The organism is Phaeodactylibacter sp., from assembly GCF_022763345.1.
Taxonomy (GTDB): Bacteria; Bacteroidota; Bacteroidia; order Chitinophagales; family Saprospiraceae; genus Phaeodactylibacter.
In genome coordinates, this window is sequence record NZ_JALEGS010000004.1 from 50410 (window position 1) to 73337 (window position 22928).

Consider the following 22928-nt stretch of genomic DNA (forward strand, 5'->3'; position numbering starts at 1 on the left):
TTCGTTTACGAACTAATTCGTCATGCATAAAACATCTGGCCGTTTTTTAGCTTCTAACATTTGTATGCTGTACACAAAAAGTAGGGCTGCTGATTTTGCCTTATGAATCTCAAGGTCAGCTCAAAATAATTGGTACTTTTGCGAATAAACCATTGGATGACTATGAACTCTATGCGAATTTCCAACTCCTTTATGCGCTGTATCGGCCTGATGCTGCTGATGGTCTCTTGTGCCGAGGAGCCGCAAAATATTCAGGAACTTTTACCCGGCAGGTGGGAATTACAGCAGGCGACCCGCAATGGCGAACCTACCCGGTCTCTGGCAGATCTCTACTACGAGTTTGACGCCGATGGCACCATGCGGACTAACCTGCCCGTTGCTAAAGGCGAGAGCGCCTATCAAATCTCCGGGCAAAGCATTGAGCAAAACCAGGATGGCAACATCATCGCGTATTCCGTTACTTCCATCACTGACAGCACGCTTGTTCTGCAAACTGAACTTCGGAACACGCCCTTCCAATTCAACCTGCAGCGGGCTATCCCTAACCAAGAATAGAAGACCGCTATGGCCTCATTAAAGGTGATTGTTGCCTCTCTGAATCCCGTAAAGCAGGCAGCTGCCCGGGAAGCTTTCGAGCAAGCTTTTCCGCATCTGGCTATTTCCATCACCGGAGTGGATGTCCCCTCGGGTGTACGGGATCAGCCTATGACAGACGCGGAGACCCTCCTGGGTGCCCGGCAAAGAGCGCAGCGGGCACAGCAGGAACAACCACATGCCGACTTTTGGGTGGGCCTGGAGGGCGGCGTGGCCGATGCACAGGGATTAGGGCTTCAGGCTTTTGGCTGGATGTGTGTGCGCACGGATAGCCGGGAATACAGTGCCCGAAGTGCCAGCTTTCCGCTTCCAAGAGCAGCAGTAGCAGCAATTGAAGGCGGCGAGGAGCTGGGGCCGGTCATGGACGGTCTTTTTAAGGAACACAACACCAAACATAAAGGTGGTGCCGTAGGCCTGCTCACCAACGGGCTTGTCAGCCGGGAGGCTTTATATATCCAACCGCTGATTTTTGCCCTTATCCCCTTTATGCACGAGCCCTTGTTCTGATAGCGGCTATCCGCTGCAGCCGCATCCGGTGGTGCCGCTGTAGCAAAACCGGATAGAAATTACCCATAAGATTGATGCCCAGGCATAAAACACCCAATACAGGCTGTACGAAAAAAATGATATAGATACTAACCACGGTCAGGATCAGAAAAGGGAGGAGGTGCCCAAACTCTGCCTTTTGGGACTGCTCTTCAAGATGCTTCAACCCGTCGGGCCGGCCGTTAAAATACCTTTGCTGCTGAGCTTTATTGCGCCACAGCGTGACCAGCAGCAACTTCCGGAAACGCTCCACCCCGAAGACCTGATAAAACCATTTCAATTGATCGGGGTTAGCAACCTGGTAGTAACGAGTGGGCAATAGCCGGTGTGTAGGCAGCGCAAAACCAGCAAATGCAAATATGCCGGTTACAAACATGTTGATCACCCACGCCAGCAAGATTGCCGCCCAAAAGCCGATATCTGTATAATAGTCCACCCCAGATAACAGCCCGAATGACTGAAAGACTAAGAATATCGAGGCCATGATCAGCAGGACCTGCTTCGGCAACTGCTGTAAGGTGGATTTGGAGGGCATAAACGGCTTATTTTCAAGGCAACGCAATTCGCGGTTGCCAAAGTACAACTTTTCCTTTTTTACTGCTTTTTAATTTAGAGCCAATGCTTCGTTTGAGCGTTCAAAAGCCGCAATTACGAACGCCGGGCTGACATTCACCCGTATTTCCCGCCCATGCACTGGCGGAACTGCTATCTTTATTGTAAGTTGTAGGACTCAAATGCTATACCATGAAAAAGTTTATCCTTACCATGATCATCAGCCTGTGCTTTTCGCTCGGGCTCTTCGCGATAGACGCAAGCATCTCCTTCGCGACCTTCAAAACGCCGGATAACCCTTACATCGAAGTTTACCTGCATATTGCCGGGCAGACGGTAGCCTTCAAAGAGATGCCCGACAGCATGTACCAGGCGAATGTGGAAGTGGTGATCCTCTTCAAGCAGGGCGAGGAGATTATCAAGTTTGACAAGTACGCCCTCAACAGCCCGCTGACCAAAAACCGCCTTGATTTTATTGACCTCAAGCGTTTTGCCCTTGAGCCGGGAGACTATAACCTCGTGGTCGCCGTTTCTGACCTCAACGAGGAAGGCAATGCTAAAGAATACAATACCGACTTCACCATTGGCTTCCCAGAAACAGAAATATGCCAGTCTGGTCTGACTTTGCTTTCCAGCTATACGAAAGCTGAGCCCGGACAAAACAACATGTTCGTCAAGAACGGCATCAAAATGGAGCCCCTGCCCTTTAACTTTTATAGCCGGCACGCCTCCCGCCTTATTTTTTACAATGAGGTCTACAATTCTGACCAAGCGCTGGGTGAGGACTACCTGGTCAGTTACGCTGTGGAACCCGCCAACAAAGAAAACGCCAAGCCGATCATGATTGGGCATAAACGGCAGAAACCGGCCCCAATCGTCCCTGTGCTCATTGGCATGGACATCACCGAGCTGCCTTCCGGCAATTACAACCTGACTATGGAAGTACGCGACCGCACCAAAGGGCTTCTGAGCAGCAAGACGGTCTTTTTCCAGCGCAGCAACCCATTCCTGAAGGAGGCGCCAATCGAAATGGTGGACTTCGATGTCAAGGAGGAGTTCGTTCAGCTGCTGGATGCGGAAGAATTAGAATATAGCCTGCGCGCCCTGACTCCGAAGATCCCGCAAAATGATGTGGAGGGCGTCAACAACATGATCAAAAATGAAAACCTTGAAGGACAACGGCTGTACCTGTTCAGCTACTGGGCAGGACAGGCGCCCAACAATCCAAAGGCCGCTTATGATAAATATATGGAGATTGCCGCAGCCGTGGATAAAATGTACGATAGCGGCTTCCGCCACGGCTTTGAAACCGACCGCGGCTACTACTACCTCAAATACGGCCAGCCTGATGATATGGAAATGCGGGATCAGGAACCCTCTGCCCCACCCTACGAGATTTGGACCTACTACGAGTTTCCGTACACTAATCAGAACAACGTGAAGTTCGTTTTCTACAACCCTTCTCTTTCACCGGGTGACTATGTACTGCTCCACTCCACTGCCATTGGTGAACGCAGCAATCCGGGCTGGCTCAGAGAGCTATACCGCGATGCGCCTGCCAACGAGCTCAACGGGAATGACCCCTTCGGCGGCACCGATGTAATGGACAACTTCAACCGTAATGCCAGCCGGGTTTTCCGGGACTATTGATTACAGAATGTAGGATGCGGTCTGGAAACCTGTGCGGAGCAAAAACGGCACAGGTTTTCTTTTTATCCCCGGGAAAAGGTAACGATCATGGGCGTTGAACCTCCAAAACCATCCGCTACATAAAAGGTGAGCTGCATTTCCGAAGACCGGATGTAATTGATCACCCCCGGGCTCCCGCCCCATACGCTGGAATACAGGTAGATATTTTGCCCTTCAATCGAGTACGTCTGCTGCTCTGTGCCAGCCGGGCTATAGACGGAGACCTGCCCATTAGAGTGAAAGGAATACACATACTCCGAAAGGTCGGTCCCGTACTGCCCAGCCAAATCCGACAAGGACTGCCCATTCATCACGATATCTTCTACCGCCCAGTCACCGAGGATGAGCTCTTGTAAAGTGGGTGCAGGCTTGGTCTTTGCAGGCTTGCCCTGACCGGAAGACGCTGTTTCCGCGGGAGGCATCTGCTGCCCACTTCCCGGTGACTGGTAAGCCGGTTCATCGGTGTAGGGCTCGTCTTCCGGTAGCAGGTTTCCAATAATGCCCAACAGGATAAAAAACAGTGCAAAACCTCCGATCCATTTCAACAGCGTTCCGCCCCAATTGCGTTTTTGTTTTTGGGGTGGTGCGGCTGTATTGGCCCCACGGGTGGGGGTGTTTTGGGCGTAGGCCGTCTCCCTTTGGGTAATAGGTGCAGGGCTTTTAAGCCGTTGCCGGCAAACCCTCATCAAGTCTTCCAGCTTAGGATCGTCGCCATGTTGGGCCGCTTCATTGAAGTACTGCAGGGCAAGGCGGTAGTTGTCGCGCGCCATAGCAGCTTTGCCGTTATTGAGGCTGCGTACAAATGCAATCCCGTTGGTACAAAGGTTGATCTGCTCCTCTACATAGGTGTAGTCCGGTGCAAAGCCCGCCATGAAGTACTGTAGGCTTTCCCGGTATTTTTCCCGGGCGCCCTCCATTTCCTCCTTCTGGAAAAGGCTTTCCGCTTCATCAACCAGGGACTGATACTGCTCTTGAATGCCTTCGCGCTCTGCATCTTTTTGCGCAAGCTGCTCCAGCACCTTACGGCGGTCTTCCTGCTGTGCCTCCAGGGCATCCAGGCGTTTTTGGGCGGCTTCCAGGTATTTGCCCTTGCCAGCGTACTGTTTGAGGTAATTGCGGTAAGCCAGCTCATTGTCTTTTTGCCGGGCACTTTCCCATATGGCGTCCTCTCTTAAAACCAGGAGCTGCTGACTGGCGCGTTGGGCAAATTTCCCACCCGGATAGTCGTTGAGGTAGGTTTCATAGGCAGCGGCTGTCCCTTCCTGCTCTACTTTTTCCCATAGCTCCTCCTCGCTCACTTTGAGGTGGAAGATAAACTCTCCGCCCCGGTCGCTGGAATTCTGCAACCGCCCGTCAATGGGTGCTTGTTGGGACAATTTCGGAATATGTTCCTTGACGTACTGCACCAGCGCAGTCGTATTCAGGGCAGGTACGGTATTGTCGCGCAACCGGCTGATCAGCAGGTCGGCGAATGGGCTGTGCTGACCAGGGGCACCATCCGAAACCACCTCCAAACGGCCGGAGCAAATGACCCGGCGCGAAGGGAAGTGCTCATCCACAGAGGCGTTGCGCGTACTGGTTAGCAAAGAGCCTGAAAAGCAGGAGTCCACAATCAGCAGGATGTGCTGCCCCTCCAACGCATTGACCCGCTTCAGGATGTTGGCATTGGAAATGTAAGTTTCTTCAGCACCCTTGCGGGCATCTTGGGGCACCCAGTAACCTTCGTCAAAATCCTGATCGAAGTAGCCGTGCCCGGAGTAGTAAATAATCAGGCTGTCGTGAGGGCCCATCCCGCGCTTCAGCTCCCGAAGGACGTTGTAGATGCCACCTTCGGAGGCGTCCTCGTTGAAGAGCTTGCGGACATCGCCGGCTTCGAACTGGTACTGCTGGCAAAGTACATTGGCGAAAGTGCGGGCATCACGCACGGCATTGTGCAGCGCTGGCCAGTGCGCATAGTTATCAATGCCAACTACTAAAAGGTGATTTTTCCCTTTGGCAGGATCAAATGCAGGTATGGCGGATTCCAGGTCTAGCCCTCGGTTGCCCATGGTTTTTGGGTTTTAGCGTTGTGCCCTGAAAGATAAGGATTTCCGGTGACAAATGTGCTGCAAGGGTTCGGGTAGGGGGAGTGGGGTCCATACAGAGGGCGTACAAGTTTTCGCAAAGTAAGCAAAGCCAGAGCAGAACACCCCCGCTTACCGAACTTTGCGCTCGTTGCGTGAAACCTGCCTATTTCCCCAGAGCCGATTCCCGCAACCGCTGTAGGAAAGGAGAGGCAAAAATAAAGTCCTGCAGCGTCTCATTATCGCTTTCCAGAACCTCGCCCCGGTGCCCGCGCCAGGCAATTTCACCCTGATAGAGCAAAATGATGTTCTCGCCGATCTCCATCACCGAGTTCATGTCGTGGGTGTTGATTACGGTGGTAATATTCTTTTCTTTGGTAATGTCCAGGATCAGCTCGTCAATAACAATAGAGGTCTTCGGGTCAAGCCCGGAGTTTGGCTCATCGCAAAACAGGTAGCGTGGATTGAGCACGATGGCCCGGGCAATACCCACCCGCTTTTGCATGCCACCGCTGATTTCAGAAGGGAAGCTGTCGTTGACCCCGGAGAGGCTGACCCGCTCCAGGCAGGAGTCCACCTGTTTGCGTTTCTCCTTGTAGGTCATATTGGTGAACATATCGAGCGGGAAACGAATGTTCTCCTCCACCGTCATAGAGTCAAAGAGGGCCGAAGCCTGAAAAAGCATGCCCACCTGCATACGGATGGCACGCACCTCTTTTTTATTCAAGCTGAAAAAATTGGTATCTCCGTACCAAACCTCACCGGAAGTAGGTTGCAACAAGCCGACCAATAGCTTGAGCAATACCGTTTTGCCCGCACCACTGCGCCCAATAATCAGATTGGTCTTACCCTGGTAAAATTCAGTGGTAATCCCTTTCAGTACTTCCTTTTCGTCAAAGGACTTAAAGATATCTTTTGTCCGGATCATAAGCCTTGCTTAACTCGTCAGAATTACGGCCAGCAGGTAGTCGGCCACCAAAATCAAAATGTCGCTAAAAACCACAGCATTGGTACTCGCCTGCCCCAGCTCAATACTGCCGCCCCGCACGTGGTACCCCTGATAGCAGGACACCGTGGTGAGGATAAAAGCGAACACGACCGCCTTGATGAACATCATTGTCACATTGAAGGGGTCAAAAAAGGAGCGCAGCCCCTTGATGTAGTCGGCATCTGCCATAACGCCTGTAGGCACAGAAGCCAGATACCCCCCAATAATGCTGATGAATGCCCCCACCGCCACCAGCATGGGAATCACCACCAGCGCCGCAATCACTTTAGGCATGATGAGGTAGGCTGCGGTATTCACGCCCATGATTTCCATCGCATCGATGTGCTCCTTTTGGCGCATCCCACCAATCTCAGAAGCGATATTGGACCCCACCTTGCCTGCCAGTACCAGGCAGGTAAAAGTTGGTGCCAGCTCAATAATCGTCATATCCCGCACCACATAGCCGATGTAATAGACCGGCACAAGCGTCCCATCCAGCTGATAGGAAAACTGCACTGCCGTCACCGCACCGATAAAAATGGCGATCAGCCCTACGATAAACAAAGAACCAATGCCAATGTCATTCATCTGCCGCATCGTCTCCCTGTAATACATCGAGACTTTCTCAGGTCGTGAGATTGCCGTGCCGAGCATCATCACATAGCGGCCAAAATGGTAGAGTATATTCTTTAAAAACATGAGCCTTATTATAAAAAGACGGAAACAAAATAAGTTGGACCGTTTGCGGTTTTGCGAAATTTTATAAGCAACTGAAAACTTGGAAGTTGCGTTAAAATTTCGCAAAACCTAAAGAGAAAACGGTCTGGCTTATGGCCGTCAAACTACTAAGTTTTGCGCAACTTTACCGCGCAAATGTAGAAGCTTTATCCCAAAAATGGGCAGCTTCCTGCCTTTAATTAGGCAAACGGCGCTTTTTGCATATCCGTACAAACAATACGTTACTCCCATTCGTTGCTCCCATTATGGACCAACGCCCCACACTCCTCCTGACCGGCGCCACCAAAGGTATTGGCCGGGCTATTGCGGATCGCTTTGCACCGCATTGTGCCCGCATGGCGCTCATTGCCCGTACTGCTGCCGACCTGCAATCGGCCCGGCAGGAACTGCAAGCCATCGCCCCGGAATGCCACATTGAAGTATTCCCCTGTGACCTTGCAGATGCCGAAGCCTTACAGAGCCTCTGCCAGATCCTGAAGTCCGGCTACGAAACCATAGACATCCTCATCAACAACGCCGGCGCCTACCTGCCCGGCACCCTTTTGGAGGAACCCAGCGGTGCCCTGGAACACATGATGGCGGTCAACCTCTACGCGCCCTACCACCTGAGTCGGGCTGTATGGCCCCAGATGCCCCGGGGCAGTCATATTTTCAACATCGCCTCCGTAGCCAGCCGGGAAGGGTATATTGGGAAAGGCTCCTACGGCATCACCAAAGCCGCTCTGCTGTCCTTCCATCACAGCCTGCGGCACGAACTCAAAGATAAAGGTATAAGGACAACTGCTATCCTGCCCGGCCCCACCTGGTCCGATTCCTGGACTGGCGCCGACCTGCCGGCAGACCGCCTGCTGCAAGCCTCCGAAGTAGCCGAAGCCATTTGGAGCGCCTGGCAGCTGCCGCCCAATGCCGTTATTGAAGAAATCACCATCCGCCCCCAACTGGGCGATTTATAAAATACTGAAGATATGAAAAACATCATCATCACCGGGGCCAGCCGGGGCATCGGGCGCGACACCGCCCTGAAACTCGCCAAAGACGGGCACCGCGTCCTCGCCCTGTCCCGCAACGAAGCCGCCCTAAAGGCACTGCAACAGGAAGCCGGAGATAACCTGCACTACCTCGCCTACGACATCACCTCCCCGGATGCCCGCCCCCTGCTCGAGATCATAGAGCCCTGGGGCACCGTAGACGTGCTGATCAACAACGCCGGCTACCTGCTCAACAAGCCCTTCCACGAAACCACCGGCACCGACTGGGAAAACGTCATGAGCGTCAACTTCCACGGGCCCGTCCACCTGCTACAAATGCTACGCCCCTTCCTGCAGGCCGCCGAAAAAGCCCACGTGCTCAATATCGGCAGCATGGGCGGCTATCAGGGCAGTTCCAAGTTCCCGGGCCTGCTCGCCTACAGCGTCAGCAAAGCCGCCATCGCTACCCTCACGGAATGCCTGGCGGAAGAATGGAAAGACTCCGGCGTATGTGTCAACTGCCTGGCCCTCGGTGCTGTACAGACGGAAATGCTGGCCGCTGCTTTTCCCGGCATGCAAGCCCCGGTGAGCAGCGAGCAGATGGGGGGCTTTCTAAGCTACTTTGCGTTGCAGGGGCATCACTTTTTTAATGGGAAGGTGTTGCCGGTTTCGGTGTCTACGCCCTAGTGGCTTAGGGTGCTGTATCCCACAGCGCCCTAAGTTCCGCTTTTAGGTTTTTTAAACACATAGCCACATAGAGCACATAGCCAGACAATTTAACCCTATGTGTCCTATGTCCCTATGTGTTTCCCATACCCAAAGCCGCCACCCGCCCCCGCACCGTCTCCAAATACCCCCCGATCTGCCCCCACTGCGTGCGCTTGTACAGCTTTTCCCAGACTTCTATGGCCTGATCGTAGAAAACTTTGGCTTCGACTGTATCTTCCTTCGCCCGGTACAGCTCCGCTAATTTGTAGTAGGAAATAGCCAGCCCGTTTTACCCCTTTCCCCCTCGAAACCAAGCAATCTCTTCTTATCCCTTTCGTATTCAATAATTTTATATTATGATACGGCTTCATCGCTAAATTAAACAAAACCACCATGCAAATCGCCGTAGAAATCTCCATGTACCCCTTCCGGCCCGATTACGAGCAGCCTATCCTGAATTTTATCGGGCTACTGAAAGAGGAGGAAGGACTGCGCGTACAAGTCAACGACATGAGCACCCAAATCTTTGGGGCATTCGATACCGCCATGCCCAAAGTGCAGTCGGCCATCAAGGAAGCTTTTTCGGAAGAGCAGGTGACCGTGATGGTGATGAAGGTGTTGCATGTGCCCGAAGGCTAGCTTTCTCACAGTGAACCTGGAGCAGAGCGGGAAGCTCTACCCCAGGGCCAACAGACCTTGTTTTTTGTATCTTGTCCCAATGAGCAATCTAAAAAGACGGCTAAGCTATTTCGGCCCTGGCTTTATCGTGGCAGCGACCGGCGTGGGCGCGGGCGACCTGATTGCCGCCTCCCTAGCCGGGGCGCGATATGGCACCGTCATCCTTTGGGCAGTGCTGCTGGGCGGTCTGCTGAAGTTTGTGCTCAACGAAGGCATTGCCCGCTGGCAACTGGCAACCGGAGAAACCCTCCTGGAGGGCTGGATCAAACACCTGCCAAAATGGGTGTCCTATTATTTTCTGGCTTATCTGCTGCTGTGGTCTTTCGTGGTGGCGGGCGCTCTGATTTCCTTCTGCGGGCTTGCCGCGCAGACCCTTCTGCCTATTCATGAAAATGAAAGCACCGGCACATTGATCTGGGGTGCCCTGCAATCGGGCCTGGCTGTGCTCCTCGTCCTGGGCGGCAGCTATCAGCTGCTGGAGCGGTTGATGAAATTATTCATTGGGCTTATGTTTGCAGTAGTCATCATTAGTGCCTGGGGACTATCACCGGACTGGGGAGATATCGGAATGGCCCTGCTTTACCCGCGCCTGCCCAATGATCCCAAAGCCGTGATGCTCACCCTCGGGCTGATCGGCGGCGTAGGCGGCAGTGTGACGCTGCTAAGCTATGCCTACTGGCTTTCCGAAAAAGGATGGAGCCAGGCGGGTTTCATGAAGCACGCCCGTATTGATCTGGGGATCGCCTACACGCTGAGCAGCCTGTTTGGGGTTGCGCTGGTGATTATTGCCGCGGGGGTCAGCCCGGAACAGGTCAATGGCTACGGGATGATCCTCAGCCTGGCCGAGCAACTGGGCACCGTGACCGGCCCGGTAGGCCGATGGGGGTTCCTCATTGGCTTTTGGGGTGCGGTATTTTCTTCCATGCTGGGCGTATGGGATGGGGTGCCTTATCTTTTTGCAGACTTCGTCCGGAATGTCCGAAAGCGCCCCATTACCCAAGAGCTCCTCCGCCCTACCCTGCCGTATCGCCTGTTCCTGGGCTACCTGGCGATACCGCCCCTGATCATCGTTTGGTGGAGCAAACCTGCCTGGATTGGCATACTATACGCCGTGACGGGTGCCTTTTTCATGCCCTTTCTGGCGGCCATTCTGATCTACATGAACAACCGCTCCTCCTGGCTGGGCAGTGCCCGCAACGGATGGCTCGCTAATGCCGGGCTGATCCTGAGCCTGCTGCTTTTCCTGGCCCTTTTCTTAACCAAAATCATCTGAAAACTATGCTCAATATTGACCAACTTCGGGCTGATACCCCCGGCGTGCAGCACCGTATCCACCTCAATAACGCTGGCGCCAGCCTCATGCCACGACCGGTACTGGAAGCGGCTCAGCAACACCTTCAGCTGGAGTCGGAAATCGGTGGATATGAAGCTGCCGCCCTTTTCCGGGAACAAAGTATCGGCTTTTACGAGTCCGTTGCCCAACTGCTGAATGCCAAACCGGACCAAATCGCCTGGTCCGGCAGCGCTACGCAGGCGTACAATACGGTCCTATCCGCTATCCCTTTTCAGGCAGGAGACACCATTCTGACTACCGAAGACGACTATGTGTCCAATCAGATCGCCTTTCTGCAACTGGCCAAACGGCATCACCTGCAACTCATCCGCGCCCGGACCCTGCCCGAAGGCGGCGTGGATGCCGGCCACCTGAAAGCGCTGATCCGGCAACATCGCCCCAGGCTCGTAGCGGTCACTCATGTGCCCACTAATTCCGGCCTGGTGCAAAACATCATAGGCATAGGCGAAGCCTGCCGGGCCAATGGTGCGTACTACCTCGTCGATGCCTGTCAGTCCGCCGGGCAGCTGCCTCTGGATGTACAAGCCATTGCCTGCGATTTCCTGACAGCCACTTTCCGTAAATTCCTGCGGGGCCCACGCGGGGCCGGCTTTTTGTATGTCTCCGAACGGGTGCTGGAAGCGGGGCTTGAGCCAAAATTTATGGACCTCCACAGCGCTGCCTGGACGGCTCCGGATGCCTACCGCCCACGGAAAAGTGCCGTGCGTTTCGAAACCTGGGAGCGCTCCTATGCTCTGGTGCTTGCCGCCCGGGCTGCCACCAATTATGCAGTCGAACTGGGGCTGCCAGCTATTGCAGAACGGGTTAGTATGCTGGCAGGATACCTCCGGCAAAGGCTCAGCCCGCTTGAGCAGGTCCGGGTGCTCGATCAGGGTCAGCAGCTTTGCGGCATCGTAACCCTTTCCATAGAGAAACTCAGTGACCGGGAGATTATCCCTGCCCTGAACCAAAAAGGCGTCAATGCTTCTGTTTCCGGGAGAGCAGGCGCGGTTATCGACTTCGAAAAGAAAGGTGTGGACTGGGCGCTGCGGTTCTCCCCCCACTATTACAATACGACAGCAGAGCTGGACCGGGCGGTGGAAGCCCTACAGCAATTGCTCGTTTAATAAGCTGCCGCCTATGCTACCCGAAACCCTGCCCGTACGACCACAACTAGACCTGCTGCGCCCGGAGCTGCTCCACACCGCCGCTTTGTACCGGCTAATAGACCGAAGCAGGGCCGGACTAGAGCCCTGGATGGAATGGGTCAAACAAATCCATACGGAAAAAGACGTACACCGTTTCCTGTTTGACGCTATACGTTTCAATGAAGGGCAGCAGCGTTGCACTTTTTTGGTACGTGCCGACCAGCAGATAGCCGGGCTAGTCAGCCTTGTCCGCATCGAATGGGACCACCACCGGGCAGAATTGGGCTACTGGCTCGGCAGTGGTTTTCAGGGCCGGGGGCTGGCTACTCAATCCTGTCGCCGCCTCCTCAGTTATGCCTTTGAGGAGCTCTGCCTCAACCGCGTTGCCCTGCGGTCCACACAAGACAACCAGCGCTCCATAGCTTTAGCCAACCGATTGGGCTTTACAGCCGAGGGGCAGCTCCGCGAAGCCCTCCTCAAAGAAGAAGCCTACCAACACCTTCAGCTCTTCAGTCTCCTGCGCCGGGAGTGGAAAACAAAAAAAATATAATTTTCTTCCTGAATTGATTTGTTTGCAACAAAAATTTGTTTTAACTTGCGTTCAAGTTGATTGTTTTTGTTTATTACGGTACGCTTTCCCCAGGTCGCATGCATTGCACCGGGTGGAGAACAGCGCGAATTAAATCCTCAAAATTATGATCCGAGAAGACAGGCGGCAATTGAATGAAAGATTTATTACGGTTTTCAATATGTTGGAAGAACGTGGCGAGATCGTCAAAAATGACCGAAATGGTAAAGGCATGGGCGATTTTGCAGAACGCATTCTCGGAAATCGTGCCTATGGTCATATTATTCGTGCTTTCCTTAACCCGGATGATAAGCGTTGCATTGATTACCGCCACGCCCGCGCCCTGTGCCGGGAGTATGGGGTAAATGAGTCCTATATGATCGATGGGGAGGGCGAGCCTTTCGGGCTTGAAGCGCCTAAATACGATCAGGTGATGGAAGATGCACCGAGAATGGGTGGCAACATCATGTTCACCACGACGGAAGCCTTTGCAGGCTCTACAGTGAGCGCAGAAAGCTTTACCAAAGAAGAAAATACCTTTTTCAGCATTCCGGGCCTTTCCGGTGCCAGCCTTGTTGCTTTTCCAATTAATGGCAACAGTATGGAACCGGTCATTCTCGATGGGGACATGGTAATCTGTAGAGAGATCAGTGGCCTGCACGAGATACGTGACAATAAAATCTATGCCGTCAAAAATAATGGGCAGCTTTGGGTAAAGTATGTACAGCGTGTGACCGACAGCCGGGGCCGGGTTACGCATCTGAAGCTGATCTCTGCGAATCATCTGGAGCACGATCCTTTCGTGGAGGACGTTGGGCCCTACACCCGCTTGTATGAAGTAGTCCGCCGGATTAGCGATCTATAGCTGCCCCGGGCCTTCCCTAGCAACAACACATGCGCCTTTTACACCGACGACAAAGTCAAGTTTACATAATCCTGATTAGCACCAACTTGAGTTGGCTACTAACTGTACCCCAATTTTGCGGGTAACAGAGCAATCGGTTTATGTTTTTCAAGAATAATATCCTGCTGTTTTTTGATTGGCCTCCCGGGTAAATGGCCCGGGAGTTTTTAATTTTTAACTACAGCTCCTCCTCTTCCCTCCTCCCTATTTTCCTTATCCGAATAACGAGTTGACAGCTCTGGCGAGGCCCTCCTTCCCCTTCCTAATTTTTTCGGCAGCAAGCGCAGCAGTTCCAAATTTTCGTTTTGTCTTTGTGTTTTTTTACCTACTTTTGACGGTCTGACTTAGCAATAACAAACTAAGCGAGGTCAGATCGTCGCAGCGCCAAGCCAACAACAGCAAATTTATGACGACAGTTGAAATCAGGCCAAGGTTCCAGCGGCAGCACCCTGCCACCGCAAAACAGGTGATACATTACCTTAGCGAAGCTTTGAAAAACAGCGACGGCAGCATTCAGGGCTCCGTCATGGACCATCATATTGTGCTGCGCATACCTGTGGAGCAACAACATTACTGGTCCCCACAGTTAAGCCTCACGATCGAGGACAACATGGAGGGAGGAGCGCTAATCCGCGGCCTCTACGGCCCACGCCCCTCTGTTTGGCTCATGTTTGTCTTTCTTTACTCTTCTCTTGGAGCGATTAGTCTCTTTATCGGGATTACTGGATTTTCTCAACTGAGCCTCGGCATGTCTGCCCCTGCACTTTGGGCTTTGCCCGTAGCTGCCGCAATTGCTTTGGTATTGTACCTTTTCGCGAAAGCTGGTGAGCGCCTCGGCAAAGACGAAATGCACCGGCTCCGAAACTTTATGGATGCCGCGCTGGTTGAAACAGAAGCAAAAGCCAGTATCCTTGAAGTTTCCGACGCTTAATGACCTTCAGCAGTACGTTCCACAGACCGGCCGTTTGGACTGGATTGGCAAACGCCCGCAAAAGAAAAGCCCTTTGGCACCCTGCCATTCCGCCACTATTACTCTGGATGAAGGCATTGTGGGCGACCATTACAGCCGCAAAGGTGGAAAACGGCAAGTCACTCTAATTCAGGCAGAACACCTGCAAGCTATCGGGGCTATTTTGAACCGGGAACCCATCGACCCTGGTCTTACCCGCCGCAACCTCGTCGTATCTGGCATCAACCTGCTCTCCCTGATGAAACAGCAAGTGCAGATCGGTACTGAAGTCATTCTCGAAATTACTGGCAATTGCCACCCCTGCTCCCGGATGGAAGAAAACCTGGGCGATGGAGGATATGCGGCGATGCGCGGGCACGGAGGCGTAACCGCCCGTGTGGTCCAAGGCGGAACGATTACACAGGGAGACCCCATTCGTATTTTTGAATCCAAAACTCAAACCCATGCCTAAATCTGTAGAAATTCTCTGCCCAAAATGCGACTGGAAACCCGATGGCCGCGCCTGGTGGATGTGCACCTGTGGGCACCTATGGAATACTTTTGAAACCGGAGGGCGCTGCCCTTCCTGCAAGAGGCAATGGGAGGAGACTCAATGCCCAACCGATGGCGGTGGTTGTGGTGCCATCAGCCCTCACCTCGACTGGTACCGTGGGCTGGACGACTGGCTTGTTGAGGAGTTGGAGCAAATCACTATTCTGTCGCCAGCTTAGTCATTTCAAAAGTTAAGGAGCTTCCGCATTCTCCTAAATAATAGTAACTTTGGAGACTGTTCCATTAATCCCAAGGACATTAGAAATATGCGGCGGACCTGTTTCCTCTTTTGCTTGGCCCTGTTGAGTGGCACACCTCTTCTTTTCGCGCAGCCCTGTGGGCTTACAGACACCCTGGGTATTGCGGTCAACTCCAGCCCTACGTACACCTATGAAGTCTTCGATATTTTCAATAACGACTTAAGCGCCGTTGATCAGGGCATTTGTGGCATAGACATCCGCTTTGCCCATCAGTACGTAGATAATCTTGTGCTCACGCTCACCTCTCCCGGCGGGCAGTCTGTCACGCTGATCGGTCCGGATACCGACCAGCAATTTGAATTCACCTTTGGCTCAATTTGGGATATTGGCTTTGTGCCTTGCCTTGAAGTCCCTGACCCCGACCCCGGCTCTCTTTTTGGGTGGGACAACAACCAAACCGGCAACTTCTCCAACCTGAACTTTTACACCGGCTCCTATTACCCCTTTCAGGGCTGCCTGGAAGATTTCAATACCGGACCTGCCAATGGCACCTGGACCATTAGTATCGAAAATACCCCATCGGATTACATCGGAGAAATCACCTTTTTCCAAATCCAGTTTTGTGATGCTCGTGGCCTCGATTGTTGCTTTGCCGAAGGGGGCAACTTATTTGCAGATGACATCCTCACCTGCGAAGGGGATACCATCCTCGATATCGACCCACTCCTGGCTTTCGATAATGGGCAAACCCCTGACACCGCAATCTATGGCTATACCTACCTCCTGGGGCAGGACGGCACCTTCATTGACACCACTGATCACCCTGACCTGACTGGCTTTGCACCGGGCAGCTATCAAATCTGCGGGCTAAGCTATCAATTGGAAGATATCGACAGCCTTCCTGAACCTGATGGAATACTAACGCTCGATAGTATCCGAAACAACCTCACAGGCCTGGAGCCACGCTTTTGCGGAGAATTGAGCGACAGCTGTGTCCAGGTCACGATTGTACCCCTTCCAACCACCGAGCTGATCGAGGACACCATCTGCCTTGGCGACAGCCTGGTTGTGGGAGATACTACACTGACCAGTACCGGCTTTTACGAAATCGAACTGCTCAGTTTCGCCGGCTGCGACAGCCTGGTCCAAATAGACCTGACCGTACTGCCCCCAGTTGAGACCAATCTGACCGATACCCTCTGCCCCGGGCAGTTCATCACGGTCGGATCGAATGCTTATAATACAACGGGAGTTTTCCGGGACACTTTGACCTCCAATTCAGGGTGCGATAGCATTATCCTTCTTGACCTGACTGTGCTGCCGCCCAATATCGTAGACACCACTGTCACCATTTGTCAGGGGGAAGGTTTTTCGGTTGGAGACAGCCTCCTAACCGAAGCAGGAAGCTATAGTTTCTTCCTGACCTCTGCACAAAATTGCGATAGCACGCTGAATATAACAGTGGAGGTCCTGGCACCCAATGCCAGCATCGCCCCAGCCTTTGACCTGACCTGCATCACCACCGAGCTAATTCTTGAAGGAACCGCCTCCGCACCGTCCGGGCAACTAACCTACCAATGGTATGCACCAAATGGCACACTACTGGGCACCAACGCTACCCAAACCGCAAACCTGGCAGGAGATTATGTACTGGAGGTCAGTCAAATGTCAACCGACATGACCGTATGTACCGACTTTGACACCATTACCGTGCAAGTTGACACCATACCCCCCACTGCGGATGCCGGGCCGTCGGATACCCTCAATTGTACACAAGGCCAGGTCACCCTGGGCACGCTGACCAGCCCTAATCCAGATCACACTTACTTCTGGTTTACGCCGGATGGCAATATTGCCAGCGATGTTTTCCAGCCTACCGCTGTTGCCAACGAGCCTGGCAATTATTTTCTCGTGGTTACGGACATAGACAACCGCTGCAGTGACACGTCTATGACTACTGTTCTGGAAGACCAGTCCCTTCCGATAGTCAGCCCCGGCTCCGACACAGTATTGTCCTGCCTGAACCCCGAAATTCTTTTGGATGGGAGTGGCTCTTCCACCGGAGATGAATTCGCCTATGAGTGGCGAGACGCATCCGGTAGCCTGATACAAGATGGCACGACCCTTTTCCCAACGATCAGCCAAGGCGGCACCTATCAATTAATGGTGGAGAACACCCTAACCAATTGCCGGGACTCTGCGACAGTAGAAGTGAACTACGACACCATTGCACCACGCATCACGCTCCCGCTCCCGGACACCATTACCTGTACCCAGCCTACTGTGAGTATTTCAGCAACTGTGACGGGTGCCGGAGCAGCCCCTATTTATAACTGGGCATCCTCAGGCGGCAATATCCTAACCGATCCGGGCAACCTCAATATTACGGTAGATGCAGGGGCCATTTACACTTTCACTGCAGAAAATACGCTGAATGGCTGCCAGGATACCGCGGTGGTCACCGTTCTGGAAGATGTTACTGTTACCAATGCCGTTTTGGCTACACCCGATACGCTGGACTGTTCCCAACCGAGTATTACCCTGGATGGCACGGGTTCGTCTTCCGGGCCAGACATCTTGTACACCTGGTCCGGCAGCCCACAACCACCGGTCAGTACTGATGGCTTCAATGCAACGGTAGACGCCCCCGGCACCTACCAGCTTATTGTAACCAATACCGCAAATGCCTGTGCAGATACGGCCATGGTCAATGTTGCGCTGGATACCCTCCAGCCACTGTCAACTGCCGGACCGGACCGCACGCTTACCTGCGACAGCACCCTGGTCACGCTCGATGGCACGGGCTCGAGCACAGGCCCTCAGTATGACTACGACTGGGTGGAAATCTTTGGTACGGGCCTGGTAGATACGAATACCCTCCAGGCTACCATTGCCAGCCCCGGCGTGTACATGCTAGTGGTGACTGATACACAAAATGGTTGCTTTGATACCTCCTTTGCGGTTGTCAACATCGACACCTTATCCCCAACCGCAGCTATTGTAACGCCCCTTCGGCTCAACTGTATCTTGTCGGAAGTTATACTCGACGGCACCAATTCTGACGAGGGCACCGGGTTTAGCTTTGAGTGGAGCTCAGCCGACAACAGCAGTTTTGTCAGCGGCGTGAATTCGCTAACCCCTACAGTCAACGCTCCGGGCCTCTATCAGCTTGAGATTGAGAATGACAGTACCGGCTGCACACGGATTGCTGAAGTGGAAGTCTTTCAAGACACCCTTCCTCCGGTGGCTAATGCCGGAGCCGATACGCTCATCAATTGCAACCAACCCACTGTATTAATCGGTAGCAACAGCAGCAGTCAGGGCGCAGATATACTTTATAGTTGGTCCGGGCCACCGGAGGGCATTTCCGGTCCTATGAATGGACAGTTTGCTGTGGCTAATGCCCAGGGTACTTACATCCTTAACGTACGCAACACGACTACGGGCTGTGAAGCCTCAGATACCGTTTTTGTGGCAGCAGACTTCAGCTTGCCGCTTGCCAGCGCCGGCCCGGACCAGGAATTAGGCTGTGCCATTCCCGAGGTAACGCTGACCGGCGCAGGCAGTACTGCCCTTAATACTATTTTCGAATGGACGGGTCCCTGCCTGTCCGGTGATGCTACTGCTCAGGACATTTCCGCTACCTGCGACGGGCTTTACATCTTATCCGTCACCGATACCCTCAATGGTTGCACCACAAGGGATACCGCTCTTGTGACCCGGGACCCGCTGAGCCCTAATGCCATTCTACCGGATACTATAGCGCTGTCCTGTTTGGAAGGGACAGCCCTGCTCGATGCAACTGCCTCGGAAGGTGCCACATTTAGCTGGTTCTTCAATGGCATGCCAATATCGCCCGGCGGGCTTAGCTTCACGATTGATAGTGCAGGCATCTACACCTTGATCGCCGATAACGCCGCCGGCGACTGCCCGGATACGGCTTCCGTATCGGCCACGCTGGACTGTAGCCCGGCCCTTCAGATTGCGGCGCCCGATACGCTGACTTGCGCTATCACCACAATCACCCTGAATGCAACAGGTACGGAGTCCGGGCCCAACATCACCTACACCTGGCTGGCCCCAGGCCCTGATTGTATAGAGTCCGGAGACACCACGCTTCAGCCAGTTGTACGCTGCCCTGGCGTTTATCAGCTCATTGCCACCAATACTACCTTCGACCTTAGCGATACCCTGGCAGTTGAGGTGCCATCCAACACCCTCGCCCCCATAGCGGAAGCCGGCCCAGGTGACACCCTGACCTGCCCGGAACCTACAACGACTCTAAGCGCCACCGGGTCAACCATCGGACCAGGCATTGGCTATACCTGGACGAAGCTGGACGATGAGACTTTTGTGAAAGACAGCTTCAGCATCTTCGTGAATGATGCCAGCACTTATTTCCTGACCGTGATCGACAGCACCAATGGCTGCTTCGCGGAGGACATCGTTGTCGTACAGCGCAGCAATAACCTACCGGATATCAATTTCAGCTCTACGATCATCCCCTGTATGCAGGACTCCTTTTGGTTGCAGGCTTTTGTAGTACCCCAGGGCCCACAGTATGTTTATGAATGGGAAGGCGGGATTATTCTAGATAGTGCGGATAGCGTTGCGGTACTGCTGGACACAGCCGGCGTAGTGCGTTTGACGGTTACCAACCCTGCAAATAACTGTTCCAGTTTCCGGGACGTGACCGTCGTGCAGCAGGAGTGCGTGCCCTGCCTGGACAGCATCCCGGCAGACACCCTGACCTGTGCTGCTCCGCAAGTCACCCTCAACGGCAGCTTTTGTGAGCCCTGTATTGGTTGTACCGTTGAATGGACTACCATGAACGGGAATATCCTCAGCGCCACCGACAGCCTCTCCATTGTGGTGGACCAACCCGGGCTTTATACCCTCAATGCCACCGACACCCTGGGTTTTTCCGCGAAAATCACGGTTAATGTAGCTGAGTTTTCCAGCCCGCCCGAGCTTATTCTAAGTCCGGATCAGGAACTAAACTGCACCGATACCCTCGCTACACTGACGGTCTCTGGGATGCCAGGCACTTCATTCTCCTTCCAATGGTCGAGTGAAGACGCTCCACTGCCTGAAGGAGACACGCTCCCTTCCATTACAGTTGCTCAGCCGGGGCTTTACGCCGTACTGGTTACCGATTTATTGACAGGCTGTGAAAACTCGGGAGAGGTCGAAGTTGCGGCCGATACCGTCCCCCCCTTAGCTGATGCCGGCCCTGCACAGGCCCTGACCTGTGAACAACCTACGGTCACCCTCGATGGCAGTGGCTCTGCCTTTGGCAATGCCATACAATATGCCTGGAGTGGCCCTCCGGCAAACATACCTGGCGGAGCGACCTTTAACCCATCGGTCAACACGCCGGGCTGGTATGAGCTTATGGTTACGGATACCACGACTGGCTGTGCCGGTTTAGACAGTGTTTTCGTAAGCCAAAATACGGATCTGCCAACAGTACCTTCCATTCCGGATACGGTGCTGACTTGCACGTCTCCCTCCGTGTTGCTACAGGGCAGCATTCCAAATAACACAGGTTACAGTTCCTGCTGGTACCGTCTGAATGCTGCCGGGAACCCCACCGGCCCTTGCGTGCCAACGCTTGATATTGATGTCAGCCTGCCTGGACAGTATGGATTTGAAGTCCAAAATGACACTTCAGGTTGTACGAGCATGGTGACAGTAATGGTCGGTCTGGACACCCTCGCTCCCGCCTTGGAAGTAGCAGACACCCTGCTATTCCCCTGCAATAATGACAGCCTCAGTATTACCGCCACAGCTGCACCAGCGGCATTAGTGACATACCAATGGAGCAGCCCGGGCGGCCTCCTGGTTCAGCAAGCCGATCAGGCTACCGCCACTGTTTTTCAGCCCGGCGTTTATCAGGTGCAGATTGAACGGGCAGACAATGGCTGCTACACTGCACAGCTGGTCTGGGTGAACGCAGACGACCGGATCCCGGAGGTTACTGCCGGGCCAGACACGATAATCACCTGCAACAATGACCCTATACGGCTCAGTGTGGACCTTAATACGGATAGTGGACAGAGCGACCTGCAATGGACAACTCCTGACGGGCAAATCTTATCTGGGCCCCAAACCGCTACCCCACAAATAAGTGAGCCCGGTTGGTATTTCATATCGGTCACTGACCCGGAAAGTGGCTGCAGCGCAACAGACTCCACCTGGGTTGCCAATGGCCGTATCGCGCCCGAAGCCGCCCTCACCAATCCGGGATTGCTTACGCTCAACTGCAATGCAGACAGCCTTTTGCTGGATGCTAGTGCCACCACCGGAGGCACAAGCGCTGGCTTTTCCTACGAATGGCGGCGCGGGGCTTTCAATACCATCGGCACCACCGCTCAGCAGTGGGTAACCGAAGTCGGAAACTACCGGCTGCTCGTTCAGGATGAAGGCTCCGGCTGCCGGGACACCCTGCTCTTTCAAATCAGCGGAGATTTCGAACCACCTGTGGCGGACCTTGCCACCCCTAACCGGCTCAATTGTACCGTCACCTCCGTTGTGCTGGACGGTACCGGGTCAGAAAGCGGGCCTAACCTGGTGTATACCTGGCTGGACAGCAATGACCTCGTGCTTGCTCAGGATACGTTGAGGCTGACCGTGAGCACGCCAGGCGCATACACCCTGCAAGTCACTAATGAGGCCAATGGCTGCTCATCCTTTGAAACAATGGAAGTGGAAAGCGATGCAGACTTCCCGGAAATCAATATCGCTGTACCGGAACAGCTTAGCTGTAGCCGGACCAACGTCACCCTTAACGGCAGTGCCTCTACCGGTAACGGCCCACTGCTCTTTAACTGGGCTGCGGAAGCGGGCGGCGTACTGACAGGGCCTGCCGGACAGCCCACCGCAACAGCTACCGCTGAAGGCCTGTACGTACTAAGCCTGACGGACCAAAGCAACGGGTGCACCGTGGTAGATACGATAGAGGTCTCCGCTTCCTCTCCTCTCATCACAGATGTCAACTGGCTGGCTCAAAGTCCATCCTGCCCCGGGGACCGCGATGGCAGTATCTTGCTGGATTCTGTAGCCGGAGGCACACCACCTTTCCTATCAGCTATAGACGGCGGAGCGCTGTCCTCCGATAACGCCTTCGTCAATTTGGCGGCAGGCACCTACCCTATCCTGCTTGAAGATTCAAATGGCTGTCAGTGGGACTCAACGGTAACGATTACGGCCTCGAGTGGTATTGATATTGAACTTGGGCCAGATACCACCATACAGCTTGGGCAGCAAATCAGCCTTTCCGCAATGGTGGAAGCCGGGACGCCCGACTCTGTTTGGTGGTGGCCAGCCCCGGGCATTCAGGAAGGCTTGTCCTACACGGTAGCCCCAACGTTAACCACCCTCTATCAGGTCTGGGCAGCAGATATGAACGGGTGCGTGGACCAGGCTACCGTCAACGTGAAGGTACTCAAGGAGACACCCGTTTATGCACCAACGGTCTTTTCGCCTAACGGTGACAACAACAATGACCTTTTCCTGCTCTACAGCCGGGATGGGCTGGGCTCTATCGAAGTGTTCCGGATTTTTGACCGCTGGGGCAACCTCGTGCACGAAGCCCGGGACTGTCCACTGAATGATGGAGCTTGTGGATGGGACGGAAATTTCAGAGGAAGCGAAATGGACAGTGATGTCTTTACTTTCTATGCGGAGATCAACCTATCGGGTGGAGGCACCACCATTATTTCAGGTGATGTCCTCCTTTTGCGATAGT

General features: G+C 53.7%; 19 protein-coding genes. 15 read left to right on the plus strand and 4 right to left on the minus strand.

The window, feature by feature from the left end:
• Positions 1-162 precede the first annotated feature (162 nt).
• Positions 163-555, plus strand: a complete 393-nt coding sequence (locus MRY86_RS00500) for a lipocalin family protein (RefSeq protein ID WP_293563501.1) — start codon at positions 163-165, stop codon at positions 553-555.
• A gap of 9 nt (positions 556-564) precedes the next feature.
• On the plus strand, positions 565-1101 hold the full coding sequence (gene yjjX, locus MRY86_RS00505; RefSeq protein WP_293563502.1) for an inosine/xanthosine triphosphatase: 537 nt from the start codon (positions 565-567) through the stop codon (positions 1099-1101).
• Here yjjX and MRY86_RS00510 read toward each other — a convergent pair.
• On the minus strand, positions 1079-1675 hold the full coding sequence (locus tag MRY86_RS00510) for a hypothetical protein (RefSeq protein WP_293563503.1): 597 nt from the start codon (positions 1673-1675) through the stop codon (positions 1079-1081). The genes yjjX and MRY86_RS00510 overlap by 23 nt on opposite strands.
• A 209-nt stretch (positions 1676-1884) precedes the next feature.
• Here MRY86_RS00510 and MRY86_RS00515 point away from each other — a divergent pair, with 209 nt between their 5' ends.
• On the plus strand, positions 1885-3342 hold the full coding sequence (locus tag MRY86_RS00515; RefSeq protein WP_293563504.1) for a GWxTD domain-containing protein: 1458 nt from the start codon (positions 1885-1887) through the stop codon (positions 3340-3342).
• A gap of 62 nt (positions 3343-3404) precedes the next feature.
• Here MRY86_RS00515 and MRY86_RS00520 read toward each other — a convergent pair whose 3' ends face one another.
• From MRY86_RS00520 to MRY86_RS00530, 3 genes are all read right to left on the minus strand, one after another.
• On the minus strand, positions 3405-5429 hold the full coding sequence (locus tag MRY86_RS00520; RefSeq protein WP_293563505.1) for a caspase family protein: 2025 nt from the start codon (positions 5427-5429) through the stop codon (positions 3405-3407).
• Positions 5430-5610: 181 nt separating this feature from the next.
• The gene (locus MRY86_RS00525; RefSeq protein ID WP_293563506.1) at positions 5611-6372 is read right to left on the minus strand and encodes an ATP-binding cassette domain-containing protein; all 762 of its coding nucleotides are present in this window, start codon (positions 6370-6372) and stop codon (positions 5611-5613) included.
• A gap of 9 nt (positions 6373-6381) precedes the next feature.
• Positions 6382-7131 (minus strand): ABC transporter permease, encoded by a 750-nt coding sequence (locus tag MRY86_RS00530; protein ID WP_293563507.1) that lies wholly within the window; start codon positions 7129-7131, stop codon positions 6382-6384.
• A 236-nt stretch (positions 7132-7367) separates the two neighbouring features.
• Between MRY86_RS00530 and MRY86_RS00535 the strand changes: the two genes are divergently transcribed.
• From MRY86_RS00535 to MRY86_RS00590, 12 genes are all read left to right on the plus strand, one after another.
• Positions 7368-8123 carry an SDR family oxidoreductase gene (locus MRY86_RS00535; RefSeq protein WP_293563508.1) on the plus strand — a complete coding sequence of 252 codons (756 nt, stop codon included), beginning with the start codon at positions 7368-7370 and terminating at the stop codon, positions 8121-8123.
• Positions 8124-8135: 12 nt separating this feature from the next.
• Positions 8136-8825 (plus strand): SDR family oxidoreductase, encoded by a 690-nt coding sequence (locus tag MRY86_RS00540; protein ID WP_293563509.1) that lies wholly within the window; start codon positions 8136-8138, stop codon positions 8823-8825.
• 106 nt (positions 8826-8931) lie between these two features.
• On the plus strand, positions 8932-9108 hold the full coding sequence (locus MRY86_RS00545) for a hypothetical protein (protein WP_293563510.1): 177 nt from the start codon (positions 8932-8934) through the stop codon (positions 9106-9108).
• Positions 9109-9239: 131 nt separating this feature from the next.
• The gene (locus MRY86_RS00550) at positions 9240-9485 is read left to right on the plus strand and encodes a hypothetical protein (RefSeq protein WP_293563511.1); all 246 of its coding nucleotides are present in this window, start codon (positions 9240-9242) and stop codon (positions 9483-9485) included.
• A 79-nt stretch (positions 9486-9564) separates the two neighbouring features.
• Entirely contained in the window at positions 9565-10797 is a 1233-nt protein-coding gene (locus MRY86_RS00555) for an Nramp family divalent metal transporter (protein WP_293563512.1), read from the plus strand.
• A 5-nt stretch (positions 10798-10802) separates the two neighbouring features.
• Positions 10803-11984 carry an aminotransferase class V-fold PLP-dependent enzyme gene (locus MRY86_RS00560; RefSeq protein WP_293570943.1) on the plus strand — a complete coding sequence of 394 codons (1182 nt, stop codon included), beginning with the start codon at positions 10803-10805 and terminating at the stop codon, positions 11982-11984.
• Positions 11985-11997: 13 nt separating this feature from the next.
• Positions 11998-12555, plus strand: coding sequence for a GNAT family protein (locus tag MRY86_RS00565; RefSeq protein ID WP_293566951.1), 558 nt, complete (start codon positions 11998-12000; stop codon positions 12553-12555).
• 145 nt (positions 12556-12700) lie between these two features.
• Positions 12701-13438 carry a S24 family peptidase gene (locus tag MRY86_RS00570; RefSeq protein ID WP_293566950.1) on the plus strand — a complete coding sequence of 246 codons (738 nt, stop codon included), beginning with the start codon at positions 12701-12703 and terminating at the stop codon, positions 13436-13438.
• Between the two features lie 445 nt (positions 13439-13883).
• Positions 13884-14408 carry a hypothetical protein gene (locus MRY86_RS00575; RefSeq protein WP_293566949.1) on the plus strand — a complete coding sequence of 175 codons (525 nt, stop codon included), beginning with the start codon at positions 13884-13886 and terminating at the stop codon, positions 14406-14408.
• Positions 14389-14898, plus strand: a complete 510-nt coding sequence (locus tag MRY86_RS00580) for an MOSC domain-containing protein (RefSeq protein WP_293566948.1) — start codon at positions 14389-14391, stop codon at positions 14896-14898. Before MRY86_RS00575 ends, MRY86_RS00580 begins: the two co-directional genes overlap by 20 nt.
• Positions 14891-15157 (plus strand): hypothetical protein, encoded by a 267-nt coding sequence (locus tag MRY86_RS00585; protein ID WP_293566947.1) that lies wholly within the window; start codon positions 14891-14893, stop codon positions 15155-15157. Before MRY86_RS00580 ends, MRY86_RS00585 begins: the two co-directional genes overlap by 8 nt.
• A gap of 87 nt (positions 15158-15244) precedes the next feature.
• Complete coding sequence (locus MRY86_RS00590; protein WP_293566946.1) at positions 15245-22927, plus strand: T9SS type B sorting domain-containing protein; 7683 nt, start codon at positions 15245-15247, stop codon at positions 22925-22927.
• Position 22928 lies beyond the last annotated feature (1 nt).

Excerpts from the sequence above, each read along its gene's own strand:
- MRY86_RS00500 (WP_293563501.1), top strand. The coding sequence starts at position 163 with ATGAACTCTATGCGAATTTCCAACTCCTTTATGCGCTGTATCGGCCTG.
- yjjX (WP_293563502.1), top strand. The coding sequence starts at position 565 with ATGGCCTCATTAAAGGTGATTGTTGCCTCTCTGAATCCCGTAAAGCAG.
- MRY86_RS00510 (WP_293563503.1), bottom strand. The coding sequence starts at position 1,675 with ATGCCCTCCAAATCCACCTTACAGCAGTTGCCGAAGCAGGTCCTGCTG.
- MRY86_RS00515 (WP_293563504.1), top strand. The coding sequence starts at position 1,885 with ATGAAAAAGTTTATCCTTACCATGATCATCAGCCTGTGCTTTTCGCTC.
- MRY86_RS00520 (WP_293563505.1), bottom strand. The coding sequence starts at position 5,429 with ATGGGCAACCGAGGGCTAGACCTGGAATCCGCCATACCTGCATTTGAT.
- MRY86_RS00525 (WP_293563506.1), bottom strand. The coding sequence starts at position 6,372 with ATGATCCGGACAAAAGATATCTTTAAGTCCTTTGACGAAAAGGAAGTA.
- MRY86_RS00530 (WP_293563507.1), bottom strand. The coding sequence starts at position 7,131 with ATGTTTTTAAAGAATATACTCTACCATTTTGGCCGCTATGTGATGATG.
- MRY86_RS00540 (WP_293563509.1), top strand. The coding sequence starts at position 8,136 with ATGAAAAACATCATCATCACCGGGGCCAGCCGGGGCATCGGGCGCGAC.
- MRY86_RS00545 (WP_293563510.1), top strand. The coding sequence starts at position 8,932 with ATGTCCCTATGTGTTTCCCATACCCAAAGCCGCCACCCGCCCCCGCAC.
- MRY86_RS00550 (WP_293563511.1), top strand. The coding sequence starts at position 9,240 with ATGCAAATCGCCGTAGAAATCTCCATGTACCCCTTCCGGCCCGATTAC.
- MRY86_RS00555 (WP_293563512.1), top strand. The coding sequence starts at position 9,565 with ATGAGCAATCTAAAAAGACGGCTAAGCTATTTCGGCCCTGGCTTTATC.
- MRY86_RS00560 (WP_293570943.1), top strand. The coding sequence starts at position 10,803 with ATGCTCAATATTGACCAACTTCGGGCTGATACCCCCGGCGTGCAGCAC.
- MRY86_RS00565 (WP_293566951.1), top strand. The coding sequence starts at position 11,998 with ATGCTACCCGAAACCCTGCCCGTACGACCACAACTAGACCTGCTGCGC.
- MRY86_RS00570 (WP_293566950.1), top strand. The coding sequence starts at position 12,701 with ATGATCCGAGAAGACAGGCGGCAATTGAATGAAAGATTTATTACGGTT.
- MRY86_RS00575 (WP_293566949.1), top strand. The coding sequence starts at position 13,884 with ATGACGACAGTTGAAATCAGGCCAAGGTTCCAGCGGCAGCACCCTGCC.
- MRY86_RS00585 (WP_293566947.1), top strand. The coding sequence starts at position 14,891 with ATGCCTAAATCTGTAGAAATTCTCTGCCCAAAATGCGACTGGAAACCC.
- MRY86_RS00590 (WP_293566946.1), top strand. The coding sequence starts at position 15,245 with ATGCGGCGGACCTGTTTCCTCTTTTGCTTGGCCCTGTTGAGTGGCACA.